Origin of the sequence: Flavobacterium frigidimaris, from assembly GCF_002217275.1 — a bacterium.
In the GTDB taxonomy this organism is placed as follows: domain Bacteria; phylum Bacteroidota; class Bacteroidia; order Flavobacteriales; family Flavobacteriaceae; genus Flavobacterium; species Flavobacterium aquidurense.
This window is the reverse complement of record NZ_MUGV01000016.1, coordinates 49,434-76,433: the sequence shown is the minus strand read 5'-3', so window position 1 is coordinate 76,433 and position 27,000 is coordinate 49,434. Positions and strand designations below refer to the sequence as shown.

Below are 27,000 nucleotides of genomic sequence, written 5' to 3'. Positions count from 1 at the left end.
GGTAATATTTTTTATATTTTTGTCCTATAACATATTAATTGATTTTTCTTGAATACAATTGTTGGAACATATGAGTGTAAAGTCGATGCTAAAGGGAGGCTAATGATGCCTGCGCCTTTGAAAAAGCAATTGGCTTCTTCTCTTCAGGACGGATTCGTTTTGAAGCGCTCTGTTTTTCAACCGTGTCTAGAGTTGTATCCGATGGAAGAATGGAACCTGATGATGCAAAAAATCAACAAGCTGAATCGTTTTGTAAAAAAGAACAATGATTTCATTCGAAGATTTACTGCCGGAGTTAAAATGGTAGAAATTGATGCATTAGGAAGATTGTTGGTACCAAAAGATTTAGTTGCTTTTTCAGGTATTGCTAAAGATGTGGTTTTTTCATCTGCGGTTAATATTGTGGAAATTTGGGATAAGGATTTATATGAAAAATCAATAAGCGGCGAAGATATGGATTTTGCAGATCTGGCCGAAGAAGTAATGGGAAATATTAATGACGACGACAATGGAATATCATAATCCGGTTTTACTTCATCCTACAGTTGATGGTTTAAATATTAAACCTGACGGCATTTATGTAGATGTTACGTTTGGAGGTGGTGGGCATTCAAAAGAAATTTTGAGACGATTAGGGCCAAACGGTAAATTATTTGCTTTTGATCAGGATGAGGATGCACTTGCAAATGCATTACCGGATGAAAGGTTTACCTTAATTAATGAGAACTTTAGATTTATAAAAAGGTTTTTACGTTTTCATGGTGTTAAAGGAGTAGATGGGATCCTTGGTGATTTAGGAGTTTCATCACATCAGTTTGATGTTCCGGAAAGAGGATTTTCTACAAGATTTGATGCCGAACTGGATATGCGGATGAGTCAGAAAAATGATTTAAATGCTTATCGGGTGGTTAACGAATATGAAGAACAGGATTTACGTCGTGTTTTTTTTGATTATGGGGAGTTGAAAAATGCACCCGTTTTGGCAAGAACAATCGTAGAAGCCAGAGAGAAATATCCAATCAAAACGACCGACGAATTAAAATTGGTTTTGGCAAAATATTTACCGGAAAGAGTTAAAAATAAAATATTGGCGCAGATTTATCAGGCGATTCGAATTGAGGTAAATCAGGAAATGGATGTTTTAAAAGAGTTTATTGAGCAGTCATTAGAGATTTTAAATCCGGGAGGAAGATTTTCAGTGATTTCGTATCATTCTTTAGAAGACAGACTGGTTAAAAGATTTATAAAAAACGGAATGTTTGAAGGAGAACCGGAACGTGATTTTTATGGAAATTTTTCTGTTCCATTTAAAACTATCGGAAAATTGATTGTTCCTGATGATGCTGAAATCAAAATCAATAACAGGGCAAGAAGTGCAAAATTAAGAATTGCTGAAAAGATATAATATAAAGGTAGAAAAAATGAAAGGTGGAGTATTTGGCATATTAAAAGCAAGGTTTCTTATAAATGATGACGCAGTCAAAAACTGGCGATTCATTGTTTTTATCATTTTGCTTGCCATAATAATGATTGCCAATACACAGCGATATGAACAAAAGGTTTTTGAAATTGCAAAGCTGAACAATGAAGTAAAAGAATTGCGATCTGAATTTGTAGACCGACGTTCAGAACTAATGAAATTAAAAATGGAATCAACGATATCGGATAAAATGTTAGAAAAACAAATTTTTCCATCGACAGTTCCTCCAGTAAAAATAGAAGTTAAAAAAGAAGAAGAAAAAAGTTTCTTTAAAAGAATATGGCAGTAGACGATAAACATATATCCTACAGAATTTACCTCGTAGCAGTTTTCATCTTCGTGATGGCAATTGCTATTGTCGTTAAATTAACCAATATTCAATGGGTTGAAGGAGATTATTATAGAAAACTGGCAAAACAGCGTACAGTTAGAAATTTTGTGATTCCTGCAAACAAAGGAAATATTTATTCGGCTGATGGAAGTTTACTGGCAACATCAATTCCTAATTATGAAATTAGATTTGATGCAAAAGCACCAAAAACAGAAACTTTTGAGAAACACGTAAAAGCATTATCAGATTCCTTAGCTACTGTTTTAGACAGACCGGGAGGTTATTACGAACAGGAATTAAGAAAAGCCAGAGCCAATAAAAACCGCTATTACTTGATTGCCCGCAATTTGAGCTATACGGATTATGTGAAAATTAAAGGTTTTCCATTATTCAATTTAGGAGCTTTCAAAGGTGGAATTATCGTTGAACAGGAAACGGTTAGAAAACACCCAATTGGAAAAATAGCTGAAAGAACAATTGGATATGATCGAATTGACCCGGCAACAGGAGTTGAAGTTGGAAAAGGAATTGAATGGGCTTTTAAAAGTTATCTGAACGGAAAAGATGGTAAAATTCTAAAACAAAAAATCGCTAAAGGACAATGGAAACCTATTCGTGATGTTAATGAAGTTGATCCTGTAGATGGTTACGATGTAATTTCGACTATAGACGTTTTTATACAGGATATTGCACATCACGCTTTGTTGAAACAATTAGAAGATTACGAAGCAGATCACGGTTGTGTTGTGGTAATGGAGACGGAAACAGGTCATGTAAAAGCGATTTCGAATTTAGGGAGAGCAGAAGACGGATCGTATTATGAAACCACAAATTACGCAGTTGCAGAATCTCACGAGCCAGGTTCTACTTTTAAATTAGTCGATTTAATGGCAATTTTAGAAGATAAAGTAGCAGATACAAGCACGGTTTACGATAGTCACGGTGGAGAAATCAGATACTATGGACGTGCAGTTCGTGACTCACATAAAGGTGGTTATGGAAAAGTTTCACTAGCCCGCGGATTCGAACTTTCGTCAAATACAGTAATGGTTCAGGCGGTTTATGAAAATTACAAAAGTAATCCCTCAAAGTTTGTAAATCATATTAATAGTTACGGATTAAATAAGACATTAGGATTACATTTTAAAGGGGAAGGAAGACCTTATATTCCGCAGCCGGGAGACAAACATTGGTCAGGAACTACACTTCCGTGGATGGCTTTTGGATATAATGTTTCAGTTACACCAATGCAGACTTTAACATTATACAATGCAATTGCAAATAATGGTGTAATGGTAAAACCTCAATTTGTATCAGAAATTAAAGAATGGAATAATACGATTAAAAAGTTTGATAAAGAGGTGATTAATTCAAAGGTTTGTTCTCCTGAAACGCTTAAAAAAGTAAAAGCAGTTTTGCAAAACGTGGTTAAAAAAGGAACAGGTTCTAAATTATATTCGAAAGATTTTCCTATGGCAGGAAAAACTGGAACAGCAATGGTAAATTATAGTAAGGCAGGAAGAGAAGGAATGTATTACGCTTCTTCTTTTGTTGGATATTTTCCGGCAGACCATCCAAAATATTCTTGTATTGTGGTAGTTCATAAGCCAAATACATCAAAAAATAATTATTACGGAGCAGACGTCGCAGGGCCGGTTTTTAAAAGAATAGCTCAAAAGATATTTACAGACGCGCCTTCAACTAATAAAATCAAACAACTGGATTCAAGAATTCCAAAACAGGATTCCAGCTATGAGAAATATACTGCCGAAGTTAATAAAAAATCAAATCAGGTACCGGATCTAAAAGGAATGCCAGGAATGGATGCGATTGCTTTACTAGAAAATTTAGGTTTGAAAGTAAAAGTAAACGGGGTTGGGAAAGTAAAAAAACAGTCTTTGCAAGCAGGACAAAATATTAGTAAAAACACAACTATAGTATTAGAATTATCGTGAAAATACTGAAAGACATATTATATAAAGTAGCGATTGAATCTGTAACAGGTTCGACAGAAATCGACGTACACAAAATTGATTTTGATTCAAGAAAGATTGAAGCAAATGATGTTTTCGTAGCCATTCGCGGGTCACTTTCTGACGGTCATGATTATATAGAAAAAGCGATTCAGTTAGGTGCGATTGCGGTTATCTGCGATACGTTACCAGAAAACATTGAAAAAGGAATTACCTATATAAAAGTAAAAGATACCAATACCGCACTGGCTTTTATGGCAGCTAATTTTTTCGGAAATCCTTCTGAAAAATTAAAGTTAGTGGGTGTGACAGGTACAAATGGAAAAACAACAATTGCATCTTTATTGTTTCAATTGTTTGAAAAAGCAGGTTTTAAAGTTGGTTTATTGTCAACAGTAAAAATCATGGTTGATGAAACGGAATATAAAGCGACACATACAACGCCGGATTCCATTACGATCAATTATTATTTAAATGAAATGATCGAGGCAGGGGTGACACATTGTTTTATGGAAGTGAGTTCTCACGGAATTCATCAAAAGAGAACAGAAGCATTGCATTTTGTTGGTGGGATTTTCACGAATCTTTCGCACGATCATTTAGATTATCATCCAACTTTTGCAGAATACAGGGATGTGAAAAAATCGTTTTTTGATTCATTGCCAAAAACAGCTTTCGCTTTATCAAATAGTGATGATAAAAATGGAACTGTCATGCTTCAAAATACAGTTGCCAGAAAATTTACCTATGCTTTAAAATCGTATGCTGATTTTAAAGCAACAATATTAGAGAGCCAATTGTCTGGTTTATTATTGAAAGTAAATGAAAATGAAGTTTGGGTAAAACTGATCGGAACTTTTAATGCTTACAATGTTTTAGCGATTTATGGAACTGCTATTGAATTAGGAATGGATAGTCTTGAGGCGTTGCGTTTACTGTCTGATTTAGAGAGTGTTTCGGGTCGTTTTCAATATATTGTTTCGGAAGGAAACATTACTGCAATTGTAGATTATGCCCATACGCCAGATGCATTGGATAACGTATTAAAAACAATTAATGATATCCGTACCAAAAATGAGCAATTGATTACAGTTGTGGGTTGTGGTGGAAACAGAGATAAAACGAAAAGACCCATTATGGCTAAAATTGCCGCAGATCTTAGTGATAAAGCAATTTTAACTTCTGATAACCCAAGAAACGAAGATCCGGAAGTGATTTTGGATGAAATGGAAAAAGGAATTGAAGCTCATAATTATAAAAAAATGTTGAGAATTACAGACCGTAAGCAAGCTATAAAAACAGCTTGTCAATTGGCTCAGCCAAATGATATTATTTTAATAGCAGGAAAAGGTCACGAGACGTATCAGGAAGTAAATGGTGTTCGCCATCATTTTGATGATATGGAAACGGTAAAAGATATTTTAGATCAACTAAAGAAATAACAAAAAAGGAAATTCCAAATTCCAATTTAGATGTTGGAATTTAGAATTTAATTCAAAATTGGAATTTAAAATAAAAGATATATGCTATACTATTTATTTGAATATTTAGACAAAACATTAGATGTGCCGGGAACAGGAGTTTTTCAGTATATTACTTTTAGATCAGCTTTAGCATTAATGCTTTCGTTGCTATTGTCGACGATTTACGGAAAGCGTATCATTAACTTTTTGAGAAATCAACAAGTAGGTGAGACTGTTCGTGAGCTTGGTCTTAAAGGGCAAAACGAAAAAGCAGGAACACCAACAATGGGTGGATTGATTATCATTTTTGCAACACTTGTGCCTGTTTTGTTATTTGCTCGTCTGCATAATATTTATATCGTATTGTTAATTGTTACCACACTTTGGATGGGAACAATTGGTTTTATTGATGATTATATTAAAATATTCAAAAAAGATAAAGAAGGTCTTAAAGGTATTTTTAAAGTAATTGGTCAGGTTGGACTAGGATTAATTGTAGGTACTGTTTTGTATTTCAATCCAGCTGTAACAGTTAGAACTGATACCGGAAGAACGGATGTATTTAAAGCATCAACAAATACTACAGTAGTTTTGCCAGCTCCGATGGAAGAGAAATCGACAGCAACGACAATTCCTTTTGTAAAAAACAACGAATTTGATTACGCTGAAATATTAGCCTGGACAGGTGAAGGATATGAAAAATGGGCTTGGTTGATCTTTATTCCAGTAGTTATTTTTATTATCACAGCAGTTTCTAATGGAGCTAATTTAACAGATGGGATTGATGGTCTCGCCGCAGGAACGTCTGCAGTATCGGTCCTCGCGCTCGGAATATTCACTTTCGTTTCGGGGAATATTATTTTCTCGAATTATCTCAATATAATGTATATCCCAAATTCAGGTGAGATGACGGTTTTTATATCCGCATTTGTGGGGGCTTTAATTGGATTTCTTTGGTATAACTCTTATCCCGCATCTGTTTTTATGGGAGACACAGGAAGTTTAACTATTGGTGGAATCATTGCAGTTTTAGCAATTGCAGTTCGTAAGGAATTGTTGATTCCGTTATTGTGTGGAATCTTTTTAGTAGAAAATTTCTCTGTGGTTTTACAAGTGAGTTATTTTAAATTTACTAAAAAGAGATACGGCGAAGGACGAAGGATTTTCCTGATGTCGCCACTGCATCACCATTATCAGAAAAAGGGATATCATGAAAGTAAAATTGTTACCCGATTCTGGATTGTTGCCATCATGTTAGCCATATTATCAATCGTTACTTTAAAACTAAGATAGATGAGATTGGTAGTTTTAGGAGGAGGAGAAAGTGGTGTAGGTACTGCTATTCTTGGGAAGAAAAAAGGATACGATGTTTTTGTATCGGATTTTGGAAAGATAAAGGAGAGTTACAAAGAAGTCCTGATCATTAATAAAATTGCCTGGGAAGAGGAACAACATACGGAAGAACTGATTTTAAATGCCGATGTGGTCATGAAAAGTCCGGGAATTCCTGAGAAATCTCCCATAGTAAAAAAGCTGATTGAAGCTGGTGTTAAAGTGATTTCGGAAATCGAATTTGCAAAACCTTTTACAGAAGCACTTACAGTTGGAATTACCGGAAGTAATGGTAAAACAACAACAACAATGCTGACGTATCATTTGTTGAAATCGGCAGGTTTGAATGTGGGTTTGGGAGGAAACATCGGAAAAAGTTTTGCATGGCAGGTTGCCGAAAATAAATACGATGCCTACGTGCTGGAATTAAGTAGTTTTCAGCTTGACGGAATTATAGAATACCGGCCGGATATTGCCATAATTACGAATATTAGTCCAGATCATTTAGACCGATACGAGTATAAATATCAAAAGTATATCGATTCAAAGTTCAGAATAACAATGAATCAGACCGAAAGCGATTATCTTATTTATGATGCAGACGATGAGGCAAGCGCAGAATGGTTAAAGAACAACACAACAAAAGCAAAATTAATTCCTTTTTCACTGACAAAGAGTTTTGACGAAGGAGCTTCTATAAATAACAACAAAATGGAAATAAAGATCAACCAAGAAGAGTTTACAATGGAAACAGAATACATTGCGTTAGAAGGAAAACATAATATGAAAAACGCAATGGCAGCAAGCTCTGTAGCGAAATTGATGCAAATTCGAAATGCAACAATTCGCGAAAGTTTATCTAATTTTCAAGGTGTAGAACACCGTTTAGAAAAAGTATTAAAAATTCAGAATGTTCAATATATCAACGATTCAAAAGCAACAAATGTAAATGCTACTTTCTTTGCTTTAGACAGTATGAATGTGCCAACTGTTTGGATTGTTGGAGGTGTTGATAAAGGAAACGATTACAATGAATTGATGTCATTGGTTCGTGAAAAGGTGAAAGCAATTATCTGCTTAGGAATCGATAATCGTAAAATTATCGAAGCTTTTGGCAACGTAGTTGATATCATGGTTGAAGTGAACAACATGAGCGATGCTGTGAAAACAGCACAAAGATTAACAGAAAAAGGTGATGCTGTTTTATTGTCTCCAGCCTGCGCAAGTTTCGATTTATTCGAAAACTACGAAGACAGAGGAAAACAATTCAAACAAGCGGTGCACAACTTGTAGAGAAAAAGTTTCAAGTTTCAGGTTTCACGTTAGAAGGAACCTGCAACCTGAAACAAAAGAAACTTGAAACAAATTAAAGATTATGAAAGAGCTAGTAAACAAATTAAAAGGAGATAGAGTAATATGGTCATTCGTGGCTCTATTAGCGCTGTTTTCGTTTATGCCTGTTTTTAGTGCGAGTAGTAATTTGGCTTACATCGGTCATGGAACGGGGAATACATTGGGCTATTTGGTAAAACATCTGGCGCACATTTGTATCGGTTTCTTAATTATTTATTGGGTTCATAGAGTACCGTATCATTATTTCAGGGCGATTTCAAAAATTGCTTTGCCAATAGTATGGTTCTTATTACTTTATACTTTATTGAAAGGAACTGTAATTGCCGGAGCAAATGCGAGTCGTTGGATTCAGGTGCCCTTTATTGGAATCACGTTTCAGACTTCGACACTGGCTTCTATCGTGCTGTTTATTTTTGTGGCGCGTTATTTGTCTAAAACGAAAGAAGAAAACGAACCTTTTCAGGTTTCACTGATACAGCTTTGGTTGCCGGTTTTTATCACATTGGCCCTTATATTGCCAGCAAACTTTTCAACCACGGCATTGATTTTTGCTATGGTTATGATGTTAACGTTCATAGGTAAATATCCATTAAAATACATTGGTTTTATTATCGGTTCAGGAGTTGCAATGTTGGCGTTTTTCCTTTTGGTAGCCAAAGCTTTTCCTGACTCGAGATTCTTTAGCAGGGTATCAACCTGGGAAAGTCGTATAGCAAACTTTACCACAGATAAACCTGATGAAGATGATTACCAGATCGAAAAAGCAAAAATCGCAATTGCATCTGGAAGATTTGGAGGTTTGGGTCCGGGGAAAAGCGTTCAGAAGAACTTTTTACCACAATCTTCTTCCGATTTTATTTATGCTATTGTAGTGGAAGAATATGGTTTAGTGGGAGGAGTTTCGATATTGATTTTGTATTTATTGTTATTATTCCGATTTGTAATTGCTTCACATAAAGCCACTACGCTATTCGGGAAATTAGTCGTCGTCGGACTTGGTTTTCCGATGATATTTCAGGCGATGATCAATATGGCTGTTGCAGTTGAACTATTACCGGTAACAGGACAAACACTTCCTTTGATTAGTAGTGGAGGTAGTTCGATTTGGATGACATGTTTTTCACTAGGAATTATCATCAGTGTAACCAAGAAAGAGGAAGAAATTGCGGAGGAAAAAGAAGAGAAAGAAAGAAGGAAAGAAGCACTTCAAAGATTGATTGATAAAGAATTGTCAGAAGAAGATTTACCAGTTGATGAAATATATGAAGAAGAAGGATTGATGTACTCAATTGAGGATAATTCCAGAAATCCGATGAATGCAGTTTTAAATAAATAAGTTAAGAACAGTATAGTTTTTAAAGCGTAAAACTTTTAAAAATATGACAAATTATAAATTCATATTAAGTGGTGGCGGTACAGGAGGACATATCTATCCTGCGATTGCTATTGCGAATGAATTAAAGTTACAATTTCCTGATGCTGAATTCCTTTTTGTAGGTGCGCAGGATAAAATGGAGATGCAAAAGGTACCTCAGGCAGGTTATGAAATAAAAGGACTGTGGATCGCTGGTTTACAAAGAAAGCTGACGTTGCAAAATTTGATGTTTCCTTTAAAATTAGCTACAAGTTTATTAGAATCAAGAAGAATCATTAAGCAATTTAAACCCAATGTTGTAATTGGAACTGGTGGTTTTGCAAGCGGACCTTTGTTACAAGCAGCAGGTTCGGCGGGGATTCCAACAGTGATTCAGGAACAAAATTCATTTCCGGGTATTACAAACAAATTGTTGAGTAAAAAAGCCAATGCAATTTGTGTTGCCTATGATAATTTGGAACGCTTTTTTCCAAAAGAAAAAATTGTTTTGACAGGAAATCCAGTTCGTCAGGATTTAATTGATATTGAAAGTAAAAAAGACGAAGCAATTGCTTTTTATGGTCTTGATCCAAATAAAAAAACACTGCTGGTTTTAGGTGGGAGTTTAGGAGCCAGAAGAGTAAATCAGTTGATTGAGAAGGAATTGCACAGCATGCTTACGCAAGATGTTCAAATTATTTGGCAATGTGGGAAATTATATTTTGAAGATTATAAAAAATACAATCAGCAATACGTAAGAGTAGTTGATTTCATTGAAAGAATGGATTTCGTTTATGCTGCGGCAGATGTGATTATTTCACGTGCAGGAGCATCATCGGTATCAGAGTTGTGCATTGTTGGTAAACCAGTAATTTTTATTCCGTCACCAAATGTTGCCGAGGATCATCAGACAAAAAATGCACTGGCGATTGTAAATTCAAAAGGCGCTATTTTGTTGAAGGAATCTGAATTAGACAGTCAGTTTAGTATTGTTTTTGAAGCTTTATTAAAAGATGATGGAAAGCAGAAACAATTAAGTGCCAACATTAAAAAATTGGCGATGCCAAATGCGACAAAAGTTATTGTTGAACAAATTAAAAGGTTGTTATAATATAAAGTTTGGCTAAAATTATACAACGCAAAAAAGAAAACAGAATGCTATTTTAGGCATTTTGGGTTATTAAAGAAGAAAAATTACAAAGGCTTAGTTACTAGTTTTTTACAAAATCGGACTAGAAATAAATAGCTCAAAAAATAAAATTAAAATGAATTTAAATCAAATACAGAACGTTTATTTTATTGGTATTGGAGGCATCGGAATGAGTGCTCTGGCCCGTTATTTTAAATACATCGGGAAACAGGTTTCTGGTTATGATAAAACGCCGTCAATACTAACTAATGAATTGATTGAAAGTGGAATTGATATTCATTTTGAAGATAATATTGATTTGATTCCAAATGATTATTTTGTAGAGAATACGTTGGTGATTTTTACGCCTGCTGTTCCAAAATCACATTCAGAATGGAATTATTTTATCGAAAGAAATTATGAAATTAAAAAGCGTGCAGAAGTTTTAGGCATCATTACGAAAGACACTTTTAGTTTCGCAGTTGCCGGAACACACGGAAAAACAACAACCTCAAGTATACTAGGGCATATTTTATATGAAAGTGGAGCAGATGTAACTGCTTTTGTGGGAGGAATTGTTGAGAATTACAATTCTAATTTAATTGGAACCGGAAAAACGGTAACGGTTGTAGAAGCAGATGAATTTGACCGTTCGTTTTTACACTTACACCCAAATATTGCCTGTATCACTTCTATGGATGCTGATCATTTAGATATTTATGGAACCAGCGATGCTATTGAGGCTTCGTTTGTAGAATTTGCTTCGAAAGTTGAAGATAAAAGCAAATTGTTTATAACCAAAGAATTACCTCTTGAAGGAGTACAATGTGCTATAAATGAAGATGCTGTATATAAGGCGTTTAATGTTCGAATAGAAGATGGAAGTTATGTTTTTGATGTGCAGACGCCATCAGAAATAATGAAAGACTTGCATTTTGGCTTGCCTGGAAAACACAATTTAATGAATGGATTAATGGCTATTGCAATGGCTAAGACTTTTGGCACCCCGACCGACTTAATTGCAAAAGCCATTGCTTCATTCAACGGAATCAGAAGACGTTTTTCTTATCAGATTAAGTCTGAAAATTTAGTTTATATAGATGATTATGCACATCATCCAACGGAAATAAACGCTGTTTATCAAGCTGTTAGTGAATTGTATCCTGGACGTAAAGTTTTAGCGATTTTTCAGCCACATTTATTCAGTAGAACAAGAGATTTTGCTGATGGATTTGCAGAGAGTTTATCGCAATTTGATGAAGTGTTTTTATTGGATATTTACCCGGCCCGCGAATTACCGATGGAAGGGATTACATCGGATTGGTTATTAGGGAAAATGACAAGTTCGAACAAGAAAATTGTTGCAAAAAATGATTTATTAGCGCAAATCAAAGCCAGTGATGCGCCAATAATTGTAACAATAGGAGCTGGAGATATTGGTGAAATGGTTCCATCAATTAAAAAAATGCTAAATGAAAATATTTAATTGGGCAAATATTCGATTAATACTCATTTTTGGGCTTGTACTTTTTTTATATTCTTTCGCTCAACATCGAAATGGGGATCGAAAACTGAAGAAATCTATGGTTGTTTTTGTAGGAGAAAACACGCTGTTTGTTAAGCCGGAATCGGTTAATAAATTGTTAATAGAAAATAAAAGAGACGCTTCCAGTATCCGAAAAGATGAAGTAGATTTGAATAAGATAGAAAAAACCCTTGATACGCAAGACATGATTGAGAAGTCAGACGTTTTTGTAAGTATCGATGGAGTTCTAAAAGCGAGAGTAAAACAGAAGACACCAATAGCGAGAGTTTATGATGGTGATAACTCTTTTTATATTGACTATGAAGGACATAAAATGCCTTTATCAGACAATTTTACAGCTCGGGTTCCTCTTGTTTCGGGGGCAATAAATGAAAAAAATAACGAAGATTTAGCTGCTTTATTTCGCACAATTTATGACGATGCGTTTTTGAAAAAAAACATCATTGCAATACAAATTATGCCTAATGGCAGCCTAAAAATGTTTAATCGAAATTATAATTACTTCATCGATTTTGGAAGAACGATGCATGTTGATAAGAAATTTAGAAACTATAAAGCTTTTTTTCAAAAAGCAGTTTTAGATAGTTCGTTATACAAATACAATAAAATTGACCTTAGGTTTACGGAACAAGTAGTTTGCACAAAATAATAGAAAATGGAAAAAGATAACATTGCAGTAGGTCTAGATATTGGAACCACCAAAATCGTTGCCATGATAGGCAAGAAGAACGAGTATGGTAAGTTGGAAATTTTGGGTATTGGGAAATCCAAAAGTTTGGGTGTTGCAAGAGGTGTTGTAAACAACATTACGCAAACGATCCAATCAATTCAACAAGCTATTTTAGAAGCAGAAAATAATTCAGGTTATAAAATTAAAGATGTGGTTGTGGGTATCGCCGGACAACACATCAGAAGTATTCAGCATACAGATTACATCAGCCGTAGTAATCCGGAGGAAGTAATTGGCGAAAAAGATATTCAGCTTTTGATTGACCAGGTGAATAAACTGGCCATGTTACCAGGAGAAGAAATCATTCACGTTTTGCCACAGGAATTTAAAATCGACGGACAGTCTGAAATCAAAGAGCCAATCGGAATGTATGGTGGAAGACTGGAATCTAGTTTTCACGTAGTGGTTGGACAAGCTTCTTCTATCAGAAATGTCGGAAGATGTATTCAGAGTTCAGGAATCGAATTGTCCGGATTGACATTAGAGCCTTTGGCTTCGGCAGATGCAGTTTTGAGTCAGGAAGAAAAAGAAGCGGGTGTTGCATTGATCGATATTGGTGGTGGAACAACAGATTTAGCCATTTTTAAAGATGGAATCATTCGTCACACTGCAGTAATTCCTTTTGGAGGAAATGTAATTACAGATGATATTAAAGAAGGCTGCTCAATTATTGAAAAACAAGCTGAGCTTTTAAAAATAAAATTCGGATCGGCCTGGCCAGGAGAAAATAAAGACAACGAAATTGTTTCTATTCCTGGATTAAGAGGCAGAGAACCAAAAGAGATTTCGCTTAAAAACTTATCTAAAATTATCCATGCCCGTGTGGTGGAAATTATCGAGCAGGTTTTTGCAGAAATTAAAGCTTATGGACACGAAGATCCTCGTAAAAAATTAATTGCCGGAATCGTTCTTACAGGTGGTGGAGCTCAACTAAAGCACATTAAACAATTAGTAGAGTATATTACCGGAATGGACACCAGAATTGGATATCCAAATGAGCATTTGGCAGGAAATTCAAGCGAAGAAATTTCTAGTCCGTTGTTTGCAACTGCAGTTGGTTTGGTAATGAACAGCATCGAAAATAGTACACAAAGTGCTGTTAGAATGGAGTTGGTTAACGAACAGCCAAAAGTGGTTTACAGAAATGTGCCACCACAGCAACAACAGCCAGTTCAGCAACGATACGAAGTTGAAGAAAACTACGTTGAAAGAGTAGAAACTATTGAACAACAAAGAGAAGTTCGAAGTAACATGAAGGTTGAAGCAGAATCTACCGAAACAAAAATTAGAAGATCATTTTTTGATCGCTATGTCGATAAAATCAAAGATTTTTTAGACAACGCAGAATAAAATAATAATAGACGAAAAGGATTACTATTGGCCCCAAGTCAAGAAGTAAAAAATGTATTTAATAAGAATTTCAAAACCAAAAAGATGATGAGCAACTCAGAATTTGGAAGTATTTCATTTGATTTACCAAAAAACCAATCAAATGTAATCAAGGTAATAGGTGTAGGTGGAGGCGGAAGTAACGCAATCAACCACATGTTTAAACAAGGTATTAAAGGGGTAGATTTTATCGTTTGTAATACAGATTCGCAAGCATTGCAGAATAGTGCAGTACCAAATAAAATTCAGTTAGGGATGAACTTAACAGAGGGTCTTGGAGCAGGAGCAAATCCTGATGTAGGACAACAATCTGCTATTGAGAGTATCGCTGATATCGAAAAAATGTTGGACCGTGGTACTAAGATGGTATTTATTACCGCTGGTATGGGTGGTGGGACAGGTACTGGAGCTGCTCCGGTAATTGCGCAATTAGCAAAAGAAAGAGAGATTTTAACGGTTGGTATTGTAACAATTCCATTTCAGTTTGAGGGTAAAGTTCGTCAGGAACAGGCTCTTTTAGGAATCGAAAAATTACGTAAACAAGTCGATTCGTTAATCGTTATCAATAATAATAAGTTAAGAGAAGTATACGGAAATCTTGGTTTTAAAGCAGGATTCTCTAAAGCGGATGAAGTATTAGCAACAGCCTCAAGAGGTATTGCTGAAGTAATTACGCATCACTATACTCAAAATATCGATTTACGTGATGCAAAAACTGTTTTGTCAAACAGTGGAACTGCGATCATGGGATCTTCTGTTGCTACAGGTGAAAACAGAGCGAAGGAAGCTATTGTTTCGGCTTTGGATTCTCCGTTATTAAATGACAACAAAATTACAGGAGCCAAAAACGTATTGTTGCTTATCGTTTCTGGATCTAATGAAATCACGCTTGATGAAATTGGAGAAATCAACGATCATATCCAGGCAGAAGCAGGTTACAACGCTAATATTATCATGGGAGTTGGTGAAGACGAAACTCTTGGCGAAGCTATTGCGGTAACTATTATTGCGACTGGTTTTGATGTTGAACAACAAAATGAAATTGTAAATACAGAACCTAAAAAAATCATTCATACGTTAGAAGACGAGCAAAGAAGTGTTCATAATTTAACGAATAAATCGGTTACTTCTTTTGATTTAAACGCAGAAACACCTACTTCAAAATCAGAAGAAAAAGTTGTTTTTGATTTAATGGAAGATGAGCCTTTTGCTAATACTCATAATCCTGTAGTTCCAACTCCTGTTGCTCCAGTTGCAGTTGCTCCAACTATCAATCAGGAAGAATTAGTGGTGATGTCAGAGTTTATCAAAAATCTTGATGTAACTTTTGAAATCGTTTCGCCAATTACAGATATTGATTTTACTATTACAGCTCCTGCGGCAGAATTTGTTCAGGAAGTAAAACCAGTTCAGCAAAGAATTTTTGAAAGAGAAGAACAAACGACTTTCTCTTTTGATTTACCTCTTTTCAGATCTGAGCCAGAAGTGAAAAAAGAACCGGTTGTTGAGGAGACTAAAATTTTATTCGAATTATCAAACGAAACACGTAATATCAAAGTTAACGATCCAGTACAATTTGTACCGGTAACAGAAGTTGCTGAAAACGGAGTTATCAAATATTCTTTAGAAGAATATATGGAGGTTGAGGACAATTTAATGGCATCAAAACCAGTTGAAAAAGTGGTAGAAGATGTTGTTCCGGCTGAATTGAATATTCAATTAAAACCTAAAGTTGATTTTGCTATAGAAGCTGATTATTCTACAACTTCAAATGTTTCTCCAATGGAATTAACAATCGAAGAAACGTTACGTTTAAGAGCAGAAGAAAGAAGAAAGAAACTAAAGGAGTTTAACTATAAATTCCATAATAATGTTTCGAGAATTGATGAACTTGAAAAAGAGCCTGCTTACAAAAGATTAGGAATCGATCTTTCAAATAATCAGTCGAATACAACCAATTCAAGAATATCTGTTGGTACTGATAGTAATAACGATTTGCAATTGCGTTCAAACAATTCATTTTTGCACGACAACGTAGATTAATTTTACATTCATAATATTAGGATAACCCGAAAATTGGATTTAATTTTCGGGTTATTTTTTTTATCTTCGCACAGAATTTTAAAATTTGACTTCTTTAATATACTTTTAAAGTGAATCTTATTGTCATTTGAAGTGAAGTCGGGAATATTCAAATAATCATAACAATATATAAGCCTGGCTTATTTAAATAAAATAAAACGATGAGTTTACAAACATTAATCATGGACGAAATTAAAACGGCCATGAGAGCAAAAGATACCGTTGCATTAGAAGCATTAAGAGCTATCAAATCTGAAATGTTATTGGCTGCAACGGCTTCAGGATCAAAAGAAGAATTAACAGAAGACGATGAAGTTAAATTACTTCAAAGACTAGTTAAAACCCGTAAAGAAAGCGCAAGAATTTTCACAGAACAAAATCGTCCTGATTTAGCTGAACCAGAATTAGCTCAGGTTGCTGTAATCGAGAAATTTTTGCCAGCTCAATTAAGCGAAGAAGAAGTAGAAGCAGTTGTAGCAAAAATCATTGCTGAAACCGGAGCTTCTGGAATTGCTTCAATGGGTAAAGTGATGGGATTGGCTTCTGCTCAATTAGGCGGAACTGCTGAAGGAAAAACCATTTCTGCAATTGTGAAGAAACTTTTAGTATAAAGAATTTTAGGTTTTAGAGTTCAGATTTTAGATTGAATCTGAACTCTAAAATCAACAATCTACAATAAAAACGACCGCGTAGTTCAACTGGATAGAATATCAGATTTCGGCTCTGAGGGTTGGGGGTTCGAACCCCTCCGCGGTCACTATAAAAAAGAAAAAGCCNNGGCTTTTTCTTTTTTATAGTTAGAAGATCCATTTGATATTTTTTTTATTTTTACAAAACTGTGTTTACAGTTAATTTTGGTTGGAACGCCATCATGGGGCTTCAATTTCTGCATAATAATTTATTGTTTTTAAATCAAGGGAGAGATACTATAATTCGTAAATTTCACTCTGTTTTTTGTTTACATATCATCACTATTCTTATGAGAAAAGAACATATTGTAATTATCGAAAATTTATCCAATTATTCCATTAATTACTTAGTGGTTGGTGGGTGGGCAATCTTATTTAATGGATTTAAAAGACTTCCTAATGATTTAGATATTTGGATTGAAAACGAAAAGGAAAATATAGAAAAATTACAAAAATCAGGAATTATATCTGATACAGTTATAGAAGATAATTTTTATATTAAAATTGTGAAGAATAATTGCAAGATAGAATTGATATCACAAATGAATGGTCTGCTTTTTAAGGAGTGTTTTGAGAATAAAGGAACTATAATTGTTAATAATAACAATGTAAATTATTTAAATATAACGGACATTATAACAAATAAAAAACTTTTAAAAAGAAAAAAAGATATGATTGATCTAAATCGAATTTTATGCCAGTAACACTTAATTTACAATTACCACAAAAAGAATTTTATGTCTTTAAAAACGATTTAGAAGATATAAAATCAATCGCAGATTTTATCATTCCCGGGGATGAATTTCACTGGAATTATTATGATGAGTTATACAAGAATAATAATTATCTGTTTGAATTGTCTTGGGAATTTCATGACCTAATAACAAATGAGAGCGTTGAATTAAAACAATTCTACGGAGAGGAAGATATAGAAAAATTTCCTTTTAATTTTTATTATGAAAAATCGAATCCTGAAGACCGCAGGGTATTCTTATCTTCATGGGAGAATACAATAAATCCATATTTGTTAAATGATTTTTTGAATAAAATTGTGCTGAGCGATTTTTACAATGACCTAAATGAGGAAACTCAAAATCAGATTACTAAAACTATAAAGCTTACTGAAATAGCAATGAAATATGCAGTTAGAATAGGAATAACTATAGATCCTGATTAAAGAGGTAATAGCTTCTAAATGAAATATCACAAAAAAAGCCTGAGAATCTAAATTCTCAGGCTTTTTTTAATTGCTATTTTTCACAAATTTCTTTCAACTTGTCAAGAGCTTTTGGATAGTGGTCGTTCATATAATCTAAAAATTCTTCTACTGTGTCTAAGTCGACAGTAACGGTTGTGGTGCCATTGTTTTCTTCGAAGGTATAATTTTCAAATCCGTTTGCCCATTTTTCTACTTCTGGTCCTTCTGTTATTTCTTTATCGGCTTTTAAAAGTCCATAATGTTGAATAGAAACAAATTGGTTTGGAATGTTTTCAGCTATCCTGGAAACCATGCCTCCTTTTTCTCCTTTCTCATCTACACCAATAAACAGTATTTTACTTCCCTTATCCCAACTTCCTTCATAGGTAGACGTGGGGTTAAACAAGGCAGTCCATTGTTCATAAGTTGATTTATTGGTTGTGCCAAGCATAAAATCATATATCTTGGTTACAGGTGCCTTGATGCTTACTTTAAATTGTAACTTTTTCATAATGTTAATATTTGGTTGGATTACTCTTTTAAATTATTGTGGGTTGTGCTTGCTGCCGTTTTAGTGTATAATGCTCTCATCTTCAATGCGAAATTTAAAGCAGCAAATTTTCTAATAAACAAAATTATAGAAAAAATGGTAATTTCCATGATAGTATGATTTTGAAAATCATTTATAAAAATGCAGGAAAAATTGATTGAACAAATTTTTTTATCATGATAGTTTTGTTGTAATTATTAAAGTTTTCGAATTTTATTGAATACAAAAAGCGCTTAAATCAACGGGGATGATTTGCACTTTTTTTGTATAAATGTCTTATTCTGTCTTTTATAAGTCTTATTTAGTATGTGACTTGATCTTGACTTGCCTTTCTTTATGGTTCATTTGGATGTTTACACGATTTATTTCAATGCAGATTATTTTTTGTAATAATTGAGATTTAAAACTTGGTTTGTTTTATGCTTTTTTCCAGATGATAAAAATTATTGAATCATTTAAATTAAAATCAAATGAAGAAAATCTTATTTGTAGTTCTGGTAATTTCGCTATTTTCATGTAGCAATGATAATGTTATTGAAGACAAACAAGCTTCAGAGGAACTTACCGAAGAAATTATACTGTTGAAAGATTTCATTGCAAAGACTATGTCTGTTGATGTAAAACACATCTTTTACGATGTGATAGACAGTAGATTTATAATTGAAGAAGACATGATGATTTCTTTAGATCAAGTAAGGCAACAGTATAATAAAAAGTTGTTAAAAATTACAAATAAAACTACTCAAAATTATTATAATAAGATATGGCCAGAATATAGGTTCGTTACGATATTCATATCTTTCGAAGTTTCGTCAGAATGGAAAATTGCAATAAATAATGCAATAAATAATTGGAATACTACAAACACAGGAATCACTTTACACATTGTAAACTCTGCAGCAGAGGCACAAACAAAAATTACAGCTGCTCTAAAGGGAAATGTATCGGCTATTGCAAGTGCGGGTCTTCCAGGGGGTAAAGCAGGACAATACATTGAGATAAATACATATTACAATAATTTAGACGCAGACAGCAAAACTAGCGTAATGACTCATGAAATTGGTCATATTTTAGGGCTTCTGCATTCTGACACCACGAGTGGAACATATGTGCCCTGTACTCCACTTTCAGATAATAGTTCTATAATGTTTCCGCTACATGATGTATGGAGAACCGGAATTACTGTTTATGACAATGTTGCAATTAGTGTGATGTATCCTTTATTGGAAGGTACTACAAAATTATATAGGTATAAGAAAAATCAGTATTATTTCTACACAACTGATCCCTGTGAAATAATCTCAGATAAGAATGAGTATATTTTTGATGGCGATGCGGGTTATTTGCATTCTACTCCAATTTCAGGAACTGTTCCTCTGTATAGATCACTTAATGGTACTATTGTTAAAGATCATAAATTAAGTACAATACAAAAGTCAGCTGAAGATGTAGTTCTTGGATATGTTTATGTCACAAAAGAACCAAAAACAACCGCTCTTTATAGTAATATTTCAAGTTATGATTATTTCCCTACTGTTAACCATTATATGTACACAACCGTTACTAATGAAGATGTTGTAAAAAAAATAATTGTTGGTTATGTTCTAACAAAATAGTCTAAAGACAAATAGCAGAGAGAATTTTTGTTATTTGTGAGCTCGCAATTATGGGATGCTCTAATGATTATCATTGAGATCCTGAGATTGCTAAAAGAAATTTTTGATAAAATGTATAAAATCGGCCAGGGTCTAAAACAAAAACCTATTTCTTAATGAAATAGGTTTGTTTCTATCTTTAAACGAATGAATTGTTTATCCTACAATAAATCGTTAACTAATAATTTGTTTTTTGATAGCAATTCCAATTGATTTTCTCTCATGTCTACCCCCATAATAAAACCAAGTTTGTTTTTATATGCAATATCAAGCAAGCTTAGGAAAGCTTCTGCCAGTTCATTGTCTTCAAAATGTAAATTTTCTTTGTCAAGAAAAAGAAGTGCAACATCTTCATGTGTGATCCAATTTGTAATTCCCATTCGATCTTCAGATAAAAAATCATTCCAATCGTCAAGTTCTTCAATAATATTATAAGAGAGTGTTTTTATAGGTATATTAAAATTTCGGGCTACGCCACCTTTACCCAATCCTAGATGTGGATTGAAATCAGCGCAGGTCTTAAATAAATAGTATTCCAGAAATTTACAAAACTCATAATGACCGTCTAAGTTGCTTAAAAAAAGATTCTGACTATCATAGTTCGTAATTTTATGGAATTCATGATGGATTTTGAAAGTTTCGTCAAGTGAGTTTGAAATTGAAATAATTCTTCGAATATTCTGTTCAACAAGACTATTGATTTTCTCGTTAGATAAATGAGAAATACCTCCAGTAACATAATATTTTAAAAATTCCCGGCAGGCTTGAGTTAAATCACCGTTTTCTCCTTTTAGTTCCCGAACCACTTTTTTGTAAAATATCTGGTCGTCAAATAAATGTAAGGTACGCCAATATCCCATTTTCGTTGTTGATTTTTAAAGTATTTTATATGTCTTTCAAATAAAGATCGGGTCAAGTAGGATATTTTTATTTTTCAGACTCCTTCTTAGAATTCTTCACCAAAATAAAAACTGCAAATGCAAAACACAAGAAGTATATAACCGCCAGCACCGGCTTCTCGAATTTGAAAGTTTCAAAATCGAATTGCTTGAATAATGTTACACCTAAGATGATGGCAACAATCCAAAAGATAAAGTTGACTACTTTTTTATTTTCCATGATTTTCAGTGTTTTATAAGCTTTTTAATTATCATTTTTATTACAGATTCAAAAAATAATTAATAACGAAGATAGGAAAGAATAAGAGATTATTTATGTTTTTTTTGGATATGCATTTCTCGAAAAAACAAAAACTTGTAATTTAGCCCCGATAGCAGCGGTATCTCCCGATTTAGAAAAACAAGGCTTTTTAGCCGTAGTTTTTGTTAGTTGGGAATATAGCGGATAGCGGGACAAAACGTGTTTTGAAAACGAAAATCGTCTGCTCTAAATAAAAAACACAGACAAGAAAAAAGGTCTTAATAAACATATTTTACTATGTCAATTAAAACCTTTTTCAGTAAAATGAATTATATAATTAATCGATCACAACCTCTGCTAAGTTTTGATTTTCTTTGATTTTACCAAGCTGAATCGTTTGTAATTTGCGTTCTGTAATACCGTTTTTAGACGTATACACTTCAACCATAACGGTTGTTGGGCCGTTTTCGGTTAAGGTTCTTTCGCCAAAATAATTCGATTTGATGATGTATTTTCCTTTAACAGCATTTCTCAATAAATATTGTTCCGGACCGTAGCCTTCTGTGAAATCTTTAGAGAAACGGGCGCCAATTTCGGTGTCGCGATGTCCGTAATAACATTCTTCGTTGGTTGGTTCTATGATATGAAGATCGATATCCGTGTCCATTTGGTTCCAGTTTAGGATAATACGAATCGCAACAGGCATTTTGTTCAAATATTTTTTGTCCAGCTTTTCTGTTTTAATGCCACTGTGTTCCTGCATCATTCTGTTTAAATCCATTAAAATAATATCTTCTACACCAGAATATTGCCCGCTCATTTCACCGAAATAATTTACTTCTAAGGCTTTGATCAACTCATCAAAAGCAGCCTGATATTGTTTGTTGTCTTCAAGAGTCAATGCCAAATCGCGATGCGCCTGTGGTTCCTGTTCTCTCCATTTTGCAACCTGGCAGGCGGTAAATAAAGCATCTTCATATGTTCCCCACTGACGTAATACATAAGTCAGGGATTTGTATAATTGGTGATTTTCTAAGCCTAAATCAGCAATATTGCTCAATACTAATAATGCTTTTTCTTTGTCGCCATTGTCATAAAAGTAGTTGGCGACATCAAAATAAAAATTCGGATTGTTGATTTGGTCGGCACGCAATTCAAGATATACACTGTATCTTTTTTCTGCCGGAGCATTGGCTAATGCTTTCAAATAAATTCGGTCCGGATTCCAGGTATTTGTTTTTGTTTGATTAAAACTGGAATAACCCACTACAACATCCATATTGGAATCTACCACATTCTGATTCTGAATAGCATTATCAGCAGCGATTGCGGTACCAGTACCTACAGCAACACCGGCAACTTTTCCTGCCAAAGCTTTTTCAATAGTCATATTTGCTGAAACACTCTCAGAGCGTACCATCATGGCAGAAGAAGTAGTATAACTTCTTTTTTCTTTTTTATCTGATTCTTCGTCTTCTTCAACATCATCTCGTCGACTGCGGCTTGTTCCCATAGCAGTAACCACAACTGATTCTAATTGAGCCCCTGAATTATCCGTCATGGTTATTCTATAATTTCGGGTTCTTCCGGCTGTAACTTCCTGAGTATTCATTCCGATATAAGAAAAGACAAGAATTTGCCCGGAAGCTGCGTTAAGGCTAAATTTCCCATCAAAATCTGTCGCTGTACCAAGTTGAGTGCCTTTTATATTCACATTAACACCAGGCAGCGGAATACCACTTTGATCTAAGACAATACCTCTCACATTCCCATTTACATTAGCTCCGGTTTTTGGAGTTTTCGGCACAGGAACAGGTTTCGGAATAGTATATTTAGTATTCTTATCCCACCACGTTTTAAGCTGTTCGTAATAGCTGGCTACATTTTCCCAATTGCTAAACTTCTTTGCCTGAGCGCTTGCCATTTGCTGCTTCATGACGTTATCAAACTCTGCTCTTAATTCGGCAGGAGGAATAATATCATATTGAATATAATCGTGCAGACTTTCTAAAACAATGAGCGAAGTATTTTGCGTTACAATTCCGTAACGTTTTCCTAGCGCTTCAATTTCGTCAGCGTTTGTTTTGTATTGAATTTCAAGATTGGCAATTTTCTTTTGCGCCCACAATTTTTCGATACTAATTTCGCCCGAAACCGGAATTGTAGCATCAATATGAATTGTTTTTTCTAAAACAGGTTTTTCATCATAACCAAAAAGCAATACCACCTCATTTTTGCTTTTTAATGAAATTCCGGCAACGCTAAAACTTCCTGAAACCGGGGTTCCTGCCATTGGATACAAATCGGTTACCAGATAATTTTCTTTGATTCCCAAGAATTTTAAACTCTGATACATTAATTTATCATAAGCATCTTCAATTTTTAATTCATTTAGGTTAATGAAATTACCGCCTGTTTTGATCGCGTTATAATTCAAAAAAGCATAATCTGATGAGCCAAGCGAGCTAATGGTATAAATAGGTTTTTTGGTCGTAGTTAACACGTTTGCACTCAAAGAAGATAATCCATCTGTAAAGAATAAATACTCGTCATGAACCGGCAATTTGATTTTTGAAAATCGGGTACCGCCATCGTAAACCACATTTTCTAAAACTGATTTTAGAGAAGCCCAATCGCCATTTTGAATCGTATAAGTATTCTTTTTATCAAAGTTATAACCGGCAAAATACAAAGTCACCGACACGTTTTTTAATTGATTAAAATAGGCTGCAAGCAATTGCAGTTCTTTCTTAATGTTTCGGTTTTTACAGCTTAGCGAAACATCCCAAATCAAACCAATAGTAGCTGGGTTTTTCTTTAGAATTTTAGGATTATCCAAAATAGTATTGGCATAAAAATAATGCTGATCATTGACACTCTGAGCCACAACACTCGGAATTTCAGCACGAATCGGAATCGTAATTACTAATTTATCCTTAAGCTGATAATTCACTTTTTTAACCGAAGTCACATAAGACTGATTCTGATTTTCTAACGACAGAATTCCTTCATCATTTGCAATAGTTGGTGCCGCGGTTGCCCCCAAAACCGCGACATTCAACTCAAAAGCATCCAGTTTCCCGGAATAACTACTCAACATTTGATAGGACAAATGTGTCGCATCAAAACTGCTTAACTCCTGTTCGTAACCAATAATTACAATACGTTCTTTGCCCGGCATTAAAGGATAAATGCGGGTTCTGAAATTATTTCCTTCTACTTTTTCGAGTAATCCCGGATCGACACGACGATGCTCAACGGCTTCAAAAACTTGTTTTCCTTTGTTTTTATTTACCGGAACTGCTTCACGCATTTTTCCGTTAATATCAATCGCGTATCTCGAAACCGAAACCCCTTCCGGTAACGGAAATAGCAATTCGGCTTCCATCTGGCGATTGGTTCCGTTATAAAAATGCATTTCAGTGGTCGTGTACGCAATATTGCCCACGATTTTCACAGCAACCTTAAGTTGGTTTAGTCGGACTAAAGAAGAATCTTTTCCTTTTACATTCAATTGCGGACTTTGCGCCTGAGTAAATAATCCGAAGAATAACAGCGAAATTAGAAGTATGTTTTTCATAAAATATAGTTTTAAGTTTTCCAGAAGAAACTTCTCTATTACTATAGAGTACTATTTTTATAAAAAGGTTGGGACGAATAAAAAAACTTCTTCATAAAAAGACTTATAAAGAAGTTTGTTTTAATTTTAGTAGTTTTTTTAGGAGCTGTTTCCAGCTATCCGCTGTATCTTTTGTTGTGAACCCCACAACAAAAGGATGCCGCTCCTGTCTGGGCTAGGGCACTCGTTTTCAAAAGAAGATCATTTACCTATTTATAATATTTCGATTTATTTCGAATTTTCCAGAAAAGCATTGATATAATTGACTGTCAATGTCACATGTTGATGTTGCGGCGCATGCCCTGTTTGTGGTAAAACAATAAGTTGCGCGGTTGGTAACTCTCTGGTTAATGGATACCAGTTTTCGACTGCAAAACTAATATCATGATCTCCGCAAATAATTAATATTGGAGTTTTGGTCGTTTTAAGTTTTTCCAGAAAACCATCTTTGTCTTCGGTTAAGCCGGCACTACCCTGAAAGTAAAGCTGAAAAACATCCATAGTCGACGGAATTTTAGAAACGTCAATTCTTTGTGCGATTCTGTCGTGCGATGCTTTGGCTTCAATTTTACTTGCTTCTGATAGCGGTTCAAAAAAGAGCACAATTTCGTCATCAAAATCATTTATAGGTTTTAAGGCAGCATCCAGAAAAGCCTGCTCCAACGGAACAACTCTTTCGCCCGGAGGCCCTGTTCCTAATAAAACCGTTTGGGTAATTAGGTCTTCAAATAGGAGTGTGGCTACCTGAGTTACCAATCCTCCGTAAGACCAACCCATGATAATCGTTTTTTTAATTTTCAGGAAGTCAGCCAGATCCTTTACATCTTGGGCAACCTCTTTTAAATCGGTTGGTAAAGTTCCGGTGGAATAACCAATTCCGCTGTAATCAAAAGTGATGACACGATAATTCTCTGCCAATTGATCTAAAAACAAAGGATCCCAGGTATCAAGAGTTCCTCTAAACCTGTTTACTAAAATAATTGGGCTCCCTTGTCCGATAGAACGGTAGGCAATTTTTCGGCCCGGAACATCGGCAAATTCGGTTGTCGAATTCAGCGCGCTACTCTTTTGTGCATTCATAATAGATAAATTTGTTATAAGCATCAAAAATCAAATGAGGTTTTTAATGTTTTTCTTGTTTTTGAATTTTGTTTTACGACAAATTCAGAAACAATTTTGATGCCTTGGTTAAAATATTTATAATCCTGTGTTTTTTGAGATCTGGAGCGGTTTAATAGTTTTGGTTTTTATTTTATTTCGCTAAGGGAAAGGTACTTTAGCGATATTTAGAAAAATTATATTTCAATTGTACTACCAATTTTAGGTAAGTAAAGTTGCAGATTGGCGTTTGAAAAATCTTTCATTGCTTTTTCATGATCCATTACAATGAAACCAAAAGTATCATAATGCACTCCCAGAATTTTATTGACACCAACCAATCTTGAAGCTTCAATAGCTTCTTCAACTCCCATGGTGAGTCCGTCGCCAATCGGGAAAACGGCAAAATCAAGTTTGGTAAATTTTGGAATAAGCTGCATGTCTAATGTCAGGGCTGTGTCGCCGCTGTAATAGAAGTTTCCGTCTGAAGTCGTGAGCACGAAACCGCAGGCAATTCCGCCATAACTTCCATCTGAAAAACTGCTCGGATGTTGCGCAATCACGCATTTTACTCTCCCGAAATCAAAGTCAAATTTCCCGCCCGGATTGATAGGATGCGCGTTTTCGATTCCATTTTTTAAAAGCCAGCCGTAGATTTCAAAATTTCCCAAAACCTTGGCTCCGGTATTTTTGGCGATTCTTTCAACGTCCTGAATATGGTCGTAATGTGCGTGTGAAATAAAAATATAATCGGCTTTTATGGCGTCAACATCAACATCTTTTGCTAACTCGTTTGGCGTAATAAAAGGGTCGAAAAGAATGTTTTTTCCATTGGCATAGACAGAGAAACAGGAATGCCCGTAATAAGTTACTTTCATGATAAAAATAG

23 protein-coding genes and 1 tRNA gene are annotated in these 27,000 nt (G+C 34.5%); 18 read left to right on the top strand and 6 right to left on the bottom strand.

Features of this window, described 5'->3' with window-relative positions:
- The first annotated feature begins 48 nt into the window (after window positions 1-48).
- From mraZ to B0A65_RS09265, 17 genes are all read left to right on the top strand, one after another.
- Window positions 49-522 (top strand): division/cell wall cluster transcriptional repressor MraZ, encoded by a 474-nt coding sequence (gene mraZ, locus B0A65_RS09345; RefSeq protein ID WP_026985666.1) that lies wholly within the window; start codon window positions 49-51, stop codon window positions 520-522.
- Window positions 497-1,405 (top strand): 16S rRNA (cytosine(1402)-N(4))-methyltransferase RsmH, encoded by a 909-nt coding sequence (rsmH, locus tag B0A65_RS09340; protein WP_207556418.1) that lies wholly within the window; start codon window positions 497-499, stop codon window positions 1,403-1,405. Before mraZ ends, rsmH begins: the two co-directional genes overlap by 26 nt.
- 16 nt (window positions 1,406-1,421) lie before the next feature.
- Window positions 1,422-1,769, top strand: a complete 348-nt coding sequence (locus B0A65_RS09335; protein ID WP_029273288.1) for an FtsL-like putative cell division protein — start codon at window positions 1,422-1,424, stop codon at window positions 1,767-1,769.
- The gene (locus B0A65_RS09330; protein WP_074659835.1) at window positions 1,760-3,766 is read left to right on the top strand and encodes a penicillin-binding protein; all 2,007 of its coding nucleotides are present in this window, start codon (window positions 1,760-1,762) and stop codon (window positions 3,764-3,766) included. The genes B0A65_RS09335 and B0A65_RS09330 overlap by 10 nt, the downstream gene beginning before the upstream one ends.
- Entirely contained in the window at window positions 3,763-5,226 is a 1,464-nt protein-coding gene (locus B0A65_RS09325) for a UDP-N-acetylmuramoyl-L-alanyl-D-glutamate--2,6-diaminopimelate ligase (RefSeq protein WP_074659836.1), read from the top strand. The genes B0A65_RS09330 and B0A65_RS09325 overlap by 4 nt, the downstream gene beginning before the upstream one ends.
- An 81-nt stretch (window positions 5,227-5,307) precedes the next feature.
- Complete coding sequence (gene mraY / locus B0A65_RS09320) at window positions 5,308-6,540, top strand: phospho-N-acetylmuramoyl-pentapeptide-transferase (RefSeq protein WP_074659837.1); 1,233 nt, start codon at window positions 5,308-5,310, stop codon at window positions 6,538-6,540.
- On the top strand, window positions 6,541-7,872 hold the full coding sequence (gene murD / locus B0A65_RS09315; protein WP_074659838.1) for a UDP-N-acetylmuramoyl-L-alanine--D-glutamate ligase: 1,332 nt from the start codon (window positions 6,541-6,543) through the stop codon (window positions 7,870-7,872).
- An 82-nt stretch (window positions 7,873-7,954) separates the two neighbouring features.
- Window positions 7,955-9,268: an FtsW/RodA/SpoVE family cell cycle protein gene (locus tag B0A65_RS09310; protein WP_074659839.1), complete on the top strand. Its 1,314-nt coding sequence runs from the start codon at window positions 7,955-7,957 to the stop codon at window positions 9,266-9,268.
- A 43-nt stretch (window positions 9,269-9,311) separates the two neighbouring features.
- Window positions 9,312-10,397 (top strand): undecaprenyldiphospho-muramoylpentapeptide beta-N-acetylglucosaminyltransferase, encoded by a 1,086-nt coding sequence (gene murG, locus B0A65_RS09305; RefSeq protein ID WP_074659840.1) that lies wholly within the window; start codon window positions 9,312-9,314, stop codon window positions 10,395-10,397.
- Window positions 10,398-10,551: 154 nt separating this feature from the next.
- Window positions 10,552-11,901, top strand: coding sequence for a UDP-N-acetylmuramate--L-alanine ligase (gene murC, locus B0A65_RS09300; RefSeq protein WP_074659841.1), 1,350 nt, complete (start codon window positions 10,552-10,554; stop codon window positions 11,899-11,901).
- Entirely contained in the window at window positions 11,888-12,610 is a 723-nt protein-coding gene (locus B0A65_RS09295; protein WP_074659842.1) for a cell division protein FtsQ/DivIB, read from the top strand. Before murC ends, B0A65_RS09295 begins: the two co-directional genes overlap by 14 nt.
- Window positions 12,611-12,616: 6 nt before the next feature.
- Window positions 12,617-14,041, top strand: coding sequence for a cell division protein FtsA (gene ftsA / locus B0A65_RS09290; protein ID WP_074659843.1), 1,425 nt, complete (start codon window positions 12,617-12,619; stop codon window positions 14,039-14,041).
- 84 nt (window positions 14,042-14,125) lie between these two features.
- Complete coding sequence (ftsZ, locus tag B0A65_RS09285; protein ID WP_074659844.1) at window positions 14,126-16,123, top strand: cell division protein FtsZ; 1,998 nt, start codon at window positions 14,126-14,128, stop codon at window positions 16,121-16,123.
- A 200-nt stretch (window positions 16,124-16,323) separates the two neighbouring features.
- Window positions 16,324-16,773, top strand: coding sequence for a GatB/YqeY domain-containing protein (locus tag B0A65_RS09280; RefSeq protein ID WP_074659845.1), 450 nt, complete (start codon window positions 16,324-16,326; stop codon window positions 16,771-16,773).
- A 72-nt stretch (window positions 16,774-16,845) separates the two neighbouring features.
- Window positions 16,846-16,919, top strand: a tRNA-Arg gene (locus B0A65_RS09275).
- A gap of 81 nt (window positions 16,920-17,000) precedes the next feature.
- The gene (locus B0A65_RS09270; RefSeq protein ID WP_123890311.1) at window positions 17,001-17,555 is read left to right on the top strand and encodes a hypothetical protein; all 555 of its coding nucleotides are present in this window, start codon (window positions 17,001-17,003) and stop codon (window positions 17,553-17,555) included.
- A complete protein-coding gene (locus B0A65_RS09265; RefSeq protein WP_074659847.1) occupies window positions 17,546-18,028 on the top strand; it encodes a hypothetical protein in 483 nt (160 codons plus the stop codon). Before B0A65_RS09270 ends, B0A65_RS09265 begins: the two co-directional genes overlap by 10 nt.
- 73 nt (window positions 18,029-18,101) lie before the next feature.
- On the opposite strand, the gene B0A65_RS09260 is transcribed toward B0A65_RS09265, so the two are convergent.
- The gene (locus B0A65_RS09260) at window positions 18,102-18,560 is read right to left on the bottom strand and encodes a tungsten formylmethanofuran dehydrogenase (protein WP_074659848.1); all 459 of its coding nucleotides are present in this window, start codon (window positions 18,558-18,560) and stop codon (window positions 18,102-18,104) included.
- Window positions 18,561-19,069: 509 nt separating this feature from the next.
- Between B0A65_RS09260 and B0A65_RS09255 the strand changes: the two genes are divergently transcribed.
- Window positions 19,070-20,215 (top strand): M57 family metalloprotease, encoded by a 1,146-nt coding sequence (locus tag B0A65_RS09255; RefSeq protein WP_074659849.1) that lies wholly within the window; start codon window positions 19,070-19,072, stop codon window positions 20,213-20,215.
- A 200-nt stretch (window positions 20,216-20,415) separates the two neighbouring features.
- Here B0A65_RS09255 and B0A65_RS09250 read toward each other — a convergent pair whose 3' ends face one another.
- From B0A65_RS09250 to B0A65_RS09230, 5 genes are all read right to left on the bottom strand, one after another.
- Window positions 20,416-21,114, bottom strand: a complete 699-nt coding sequence (locus B0A65_RS09250) for a hypothetical protein (protein ID WP_074659850.1) — start codon at window positions 21,112-21,114, stop codon at window positions 20,416-20,418.
- A 67-nt stretch (window positions 21,115-21,181) separates the two neighbouring features.
- Window positions 21,182-21,373: a hypothetical protein gene (locus B0A65_RS09245; protein ID WP_074659851.1), complete on the bottom strand. Its 192-nt coding sequence runs from the start codon at window positions 21,371-21,373 to the stop codon at window positions 21,182-21,184.
- 358 nt (window positions 21,374-21,731) lie between these two features.
- Window positions 21,732-24,974 carry a VIT domain-containing protein gene (locus B0A65_RS09240; RefSeq protein ID WP_083370441.1) on the bottom strand — a complete coding sequence of 1,081 codons (3,243 nt, stop codon included), beginning with the start codon at window positions 24,972-24,974 and terminating at the stop codon, window positions 21,732-21,734.
- Window positions 24,975-25,241: 267 nt separating this feature from the next.
- Window positions 25,242-26,093 (bottom strand): alpha/beta fold hydrolase, encoded by an 852-nt coding sequence (locus tag B0A65_RS09235; protein WP_074659853.1) that lies wholly within the window; start codon window positions 26,091-26,093, stop codon window positions 25,242-25,244.
- A gap of 215 nt (window positions 26,094-26,308) precedes the next feature.
- Entirely contained in the window at window positions 26,309-26,989 is a 681-nt protein-coding gene (locus B0A65_RS09230) for a metal-dependent hydrolase (protein ID WP_074659854.1), read from the bottom strand.
- Window positions 26,990-27,000 lie beyond the last annotated feature (11 nt).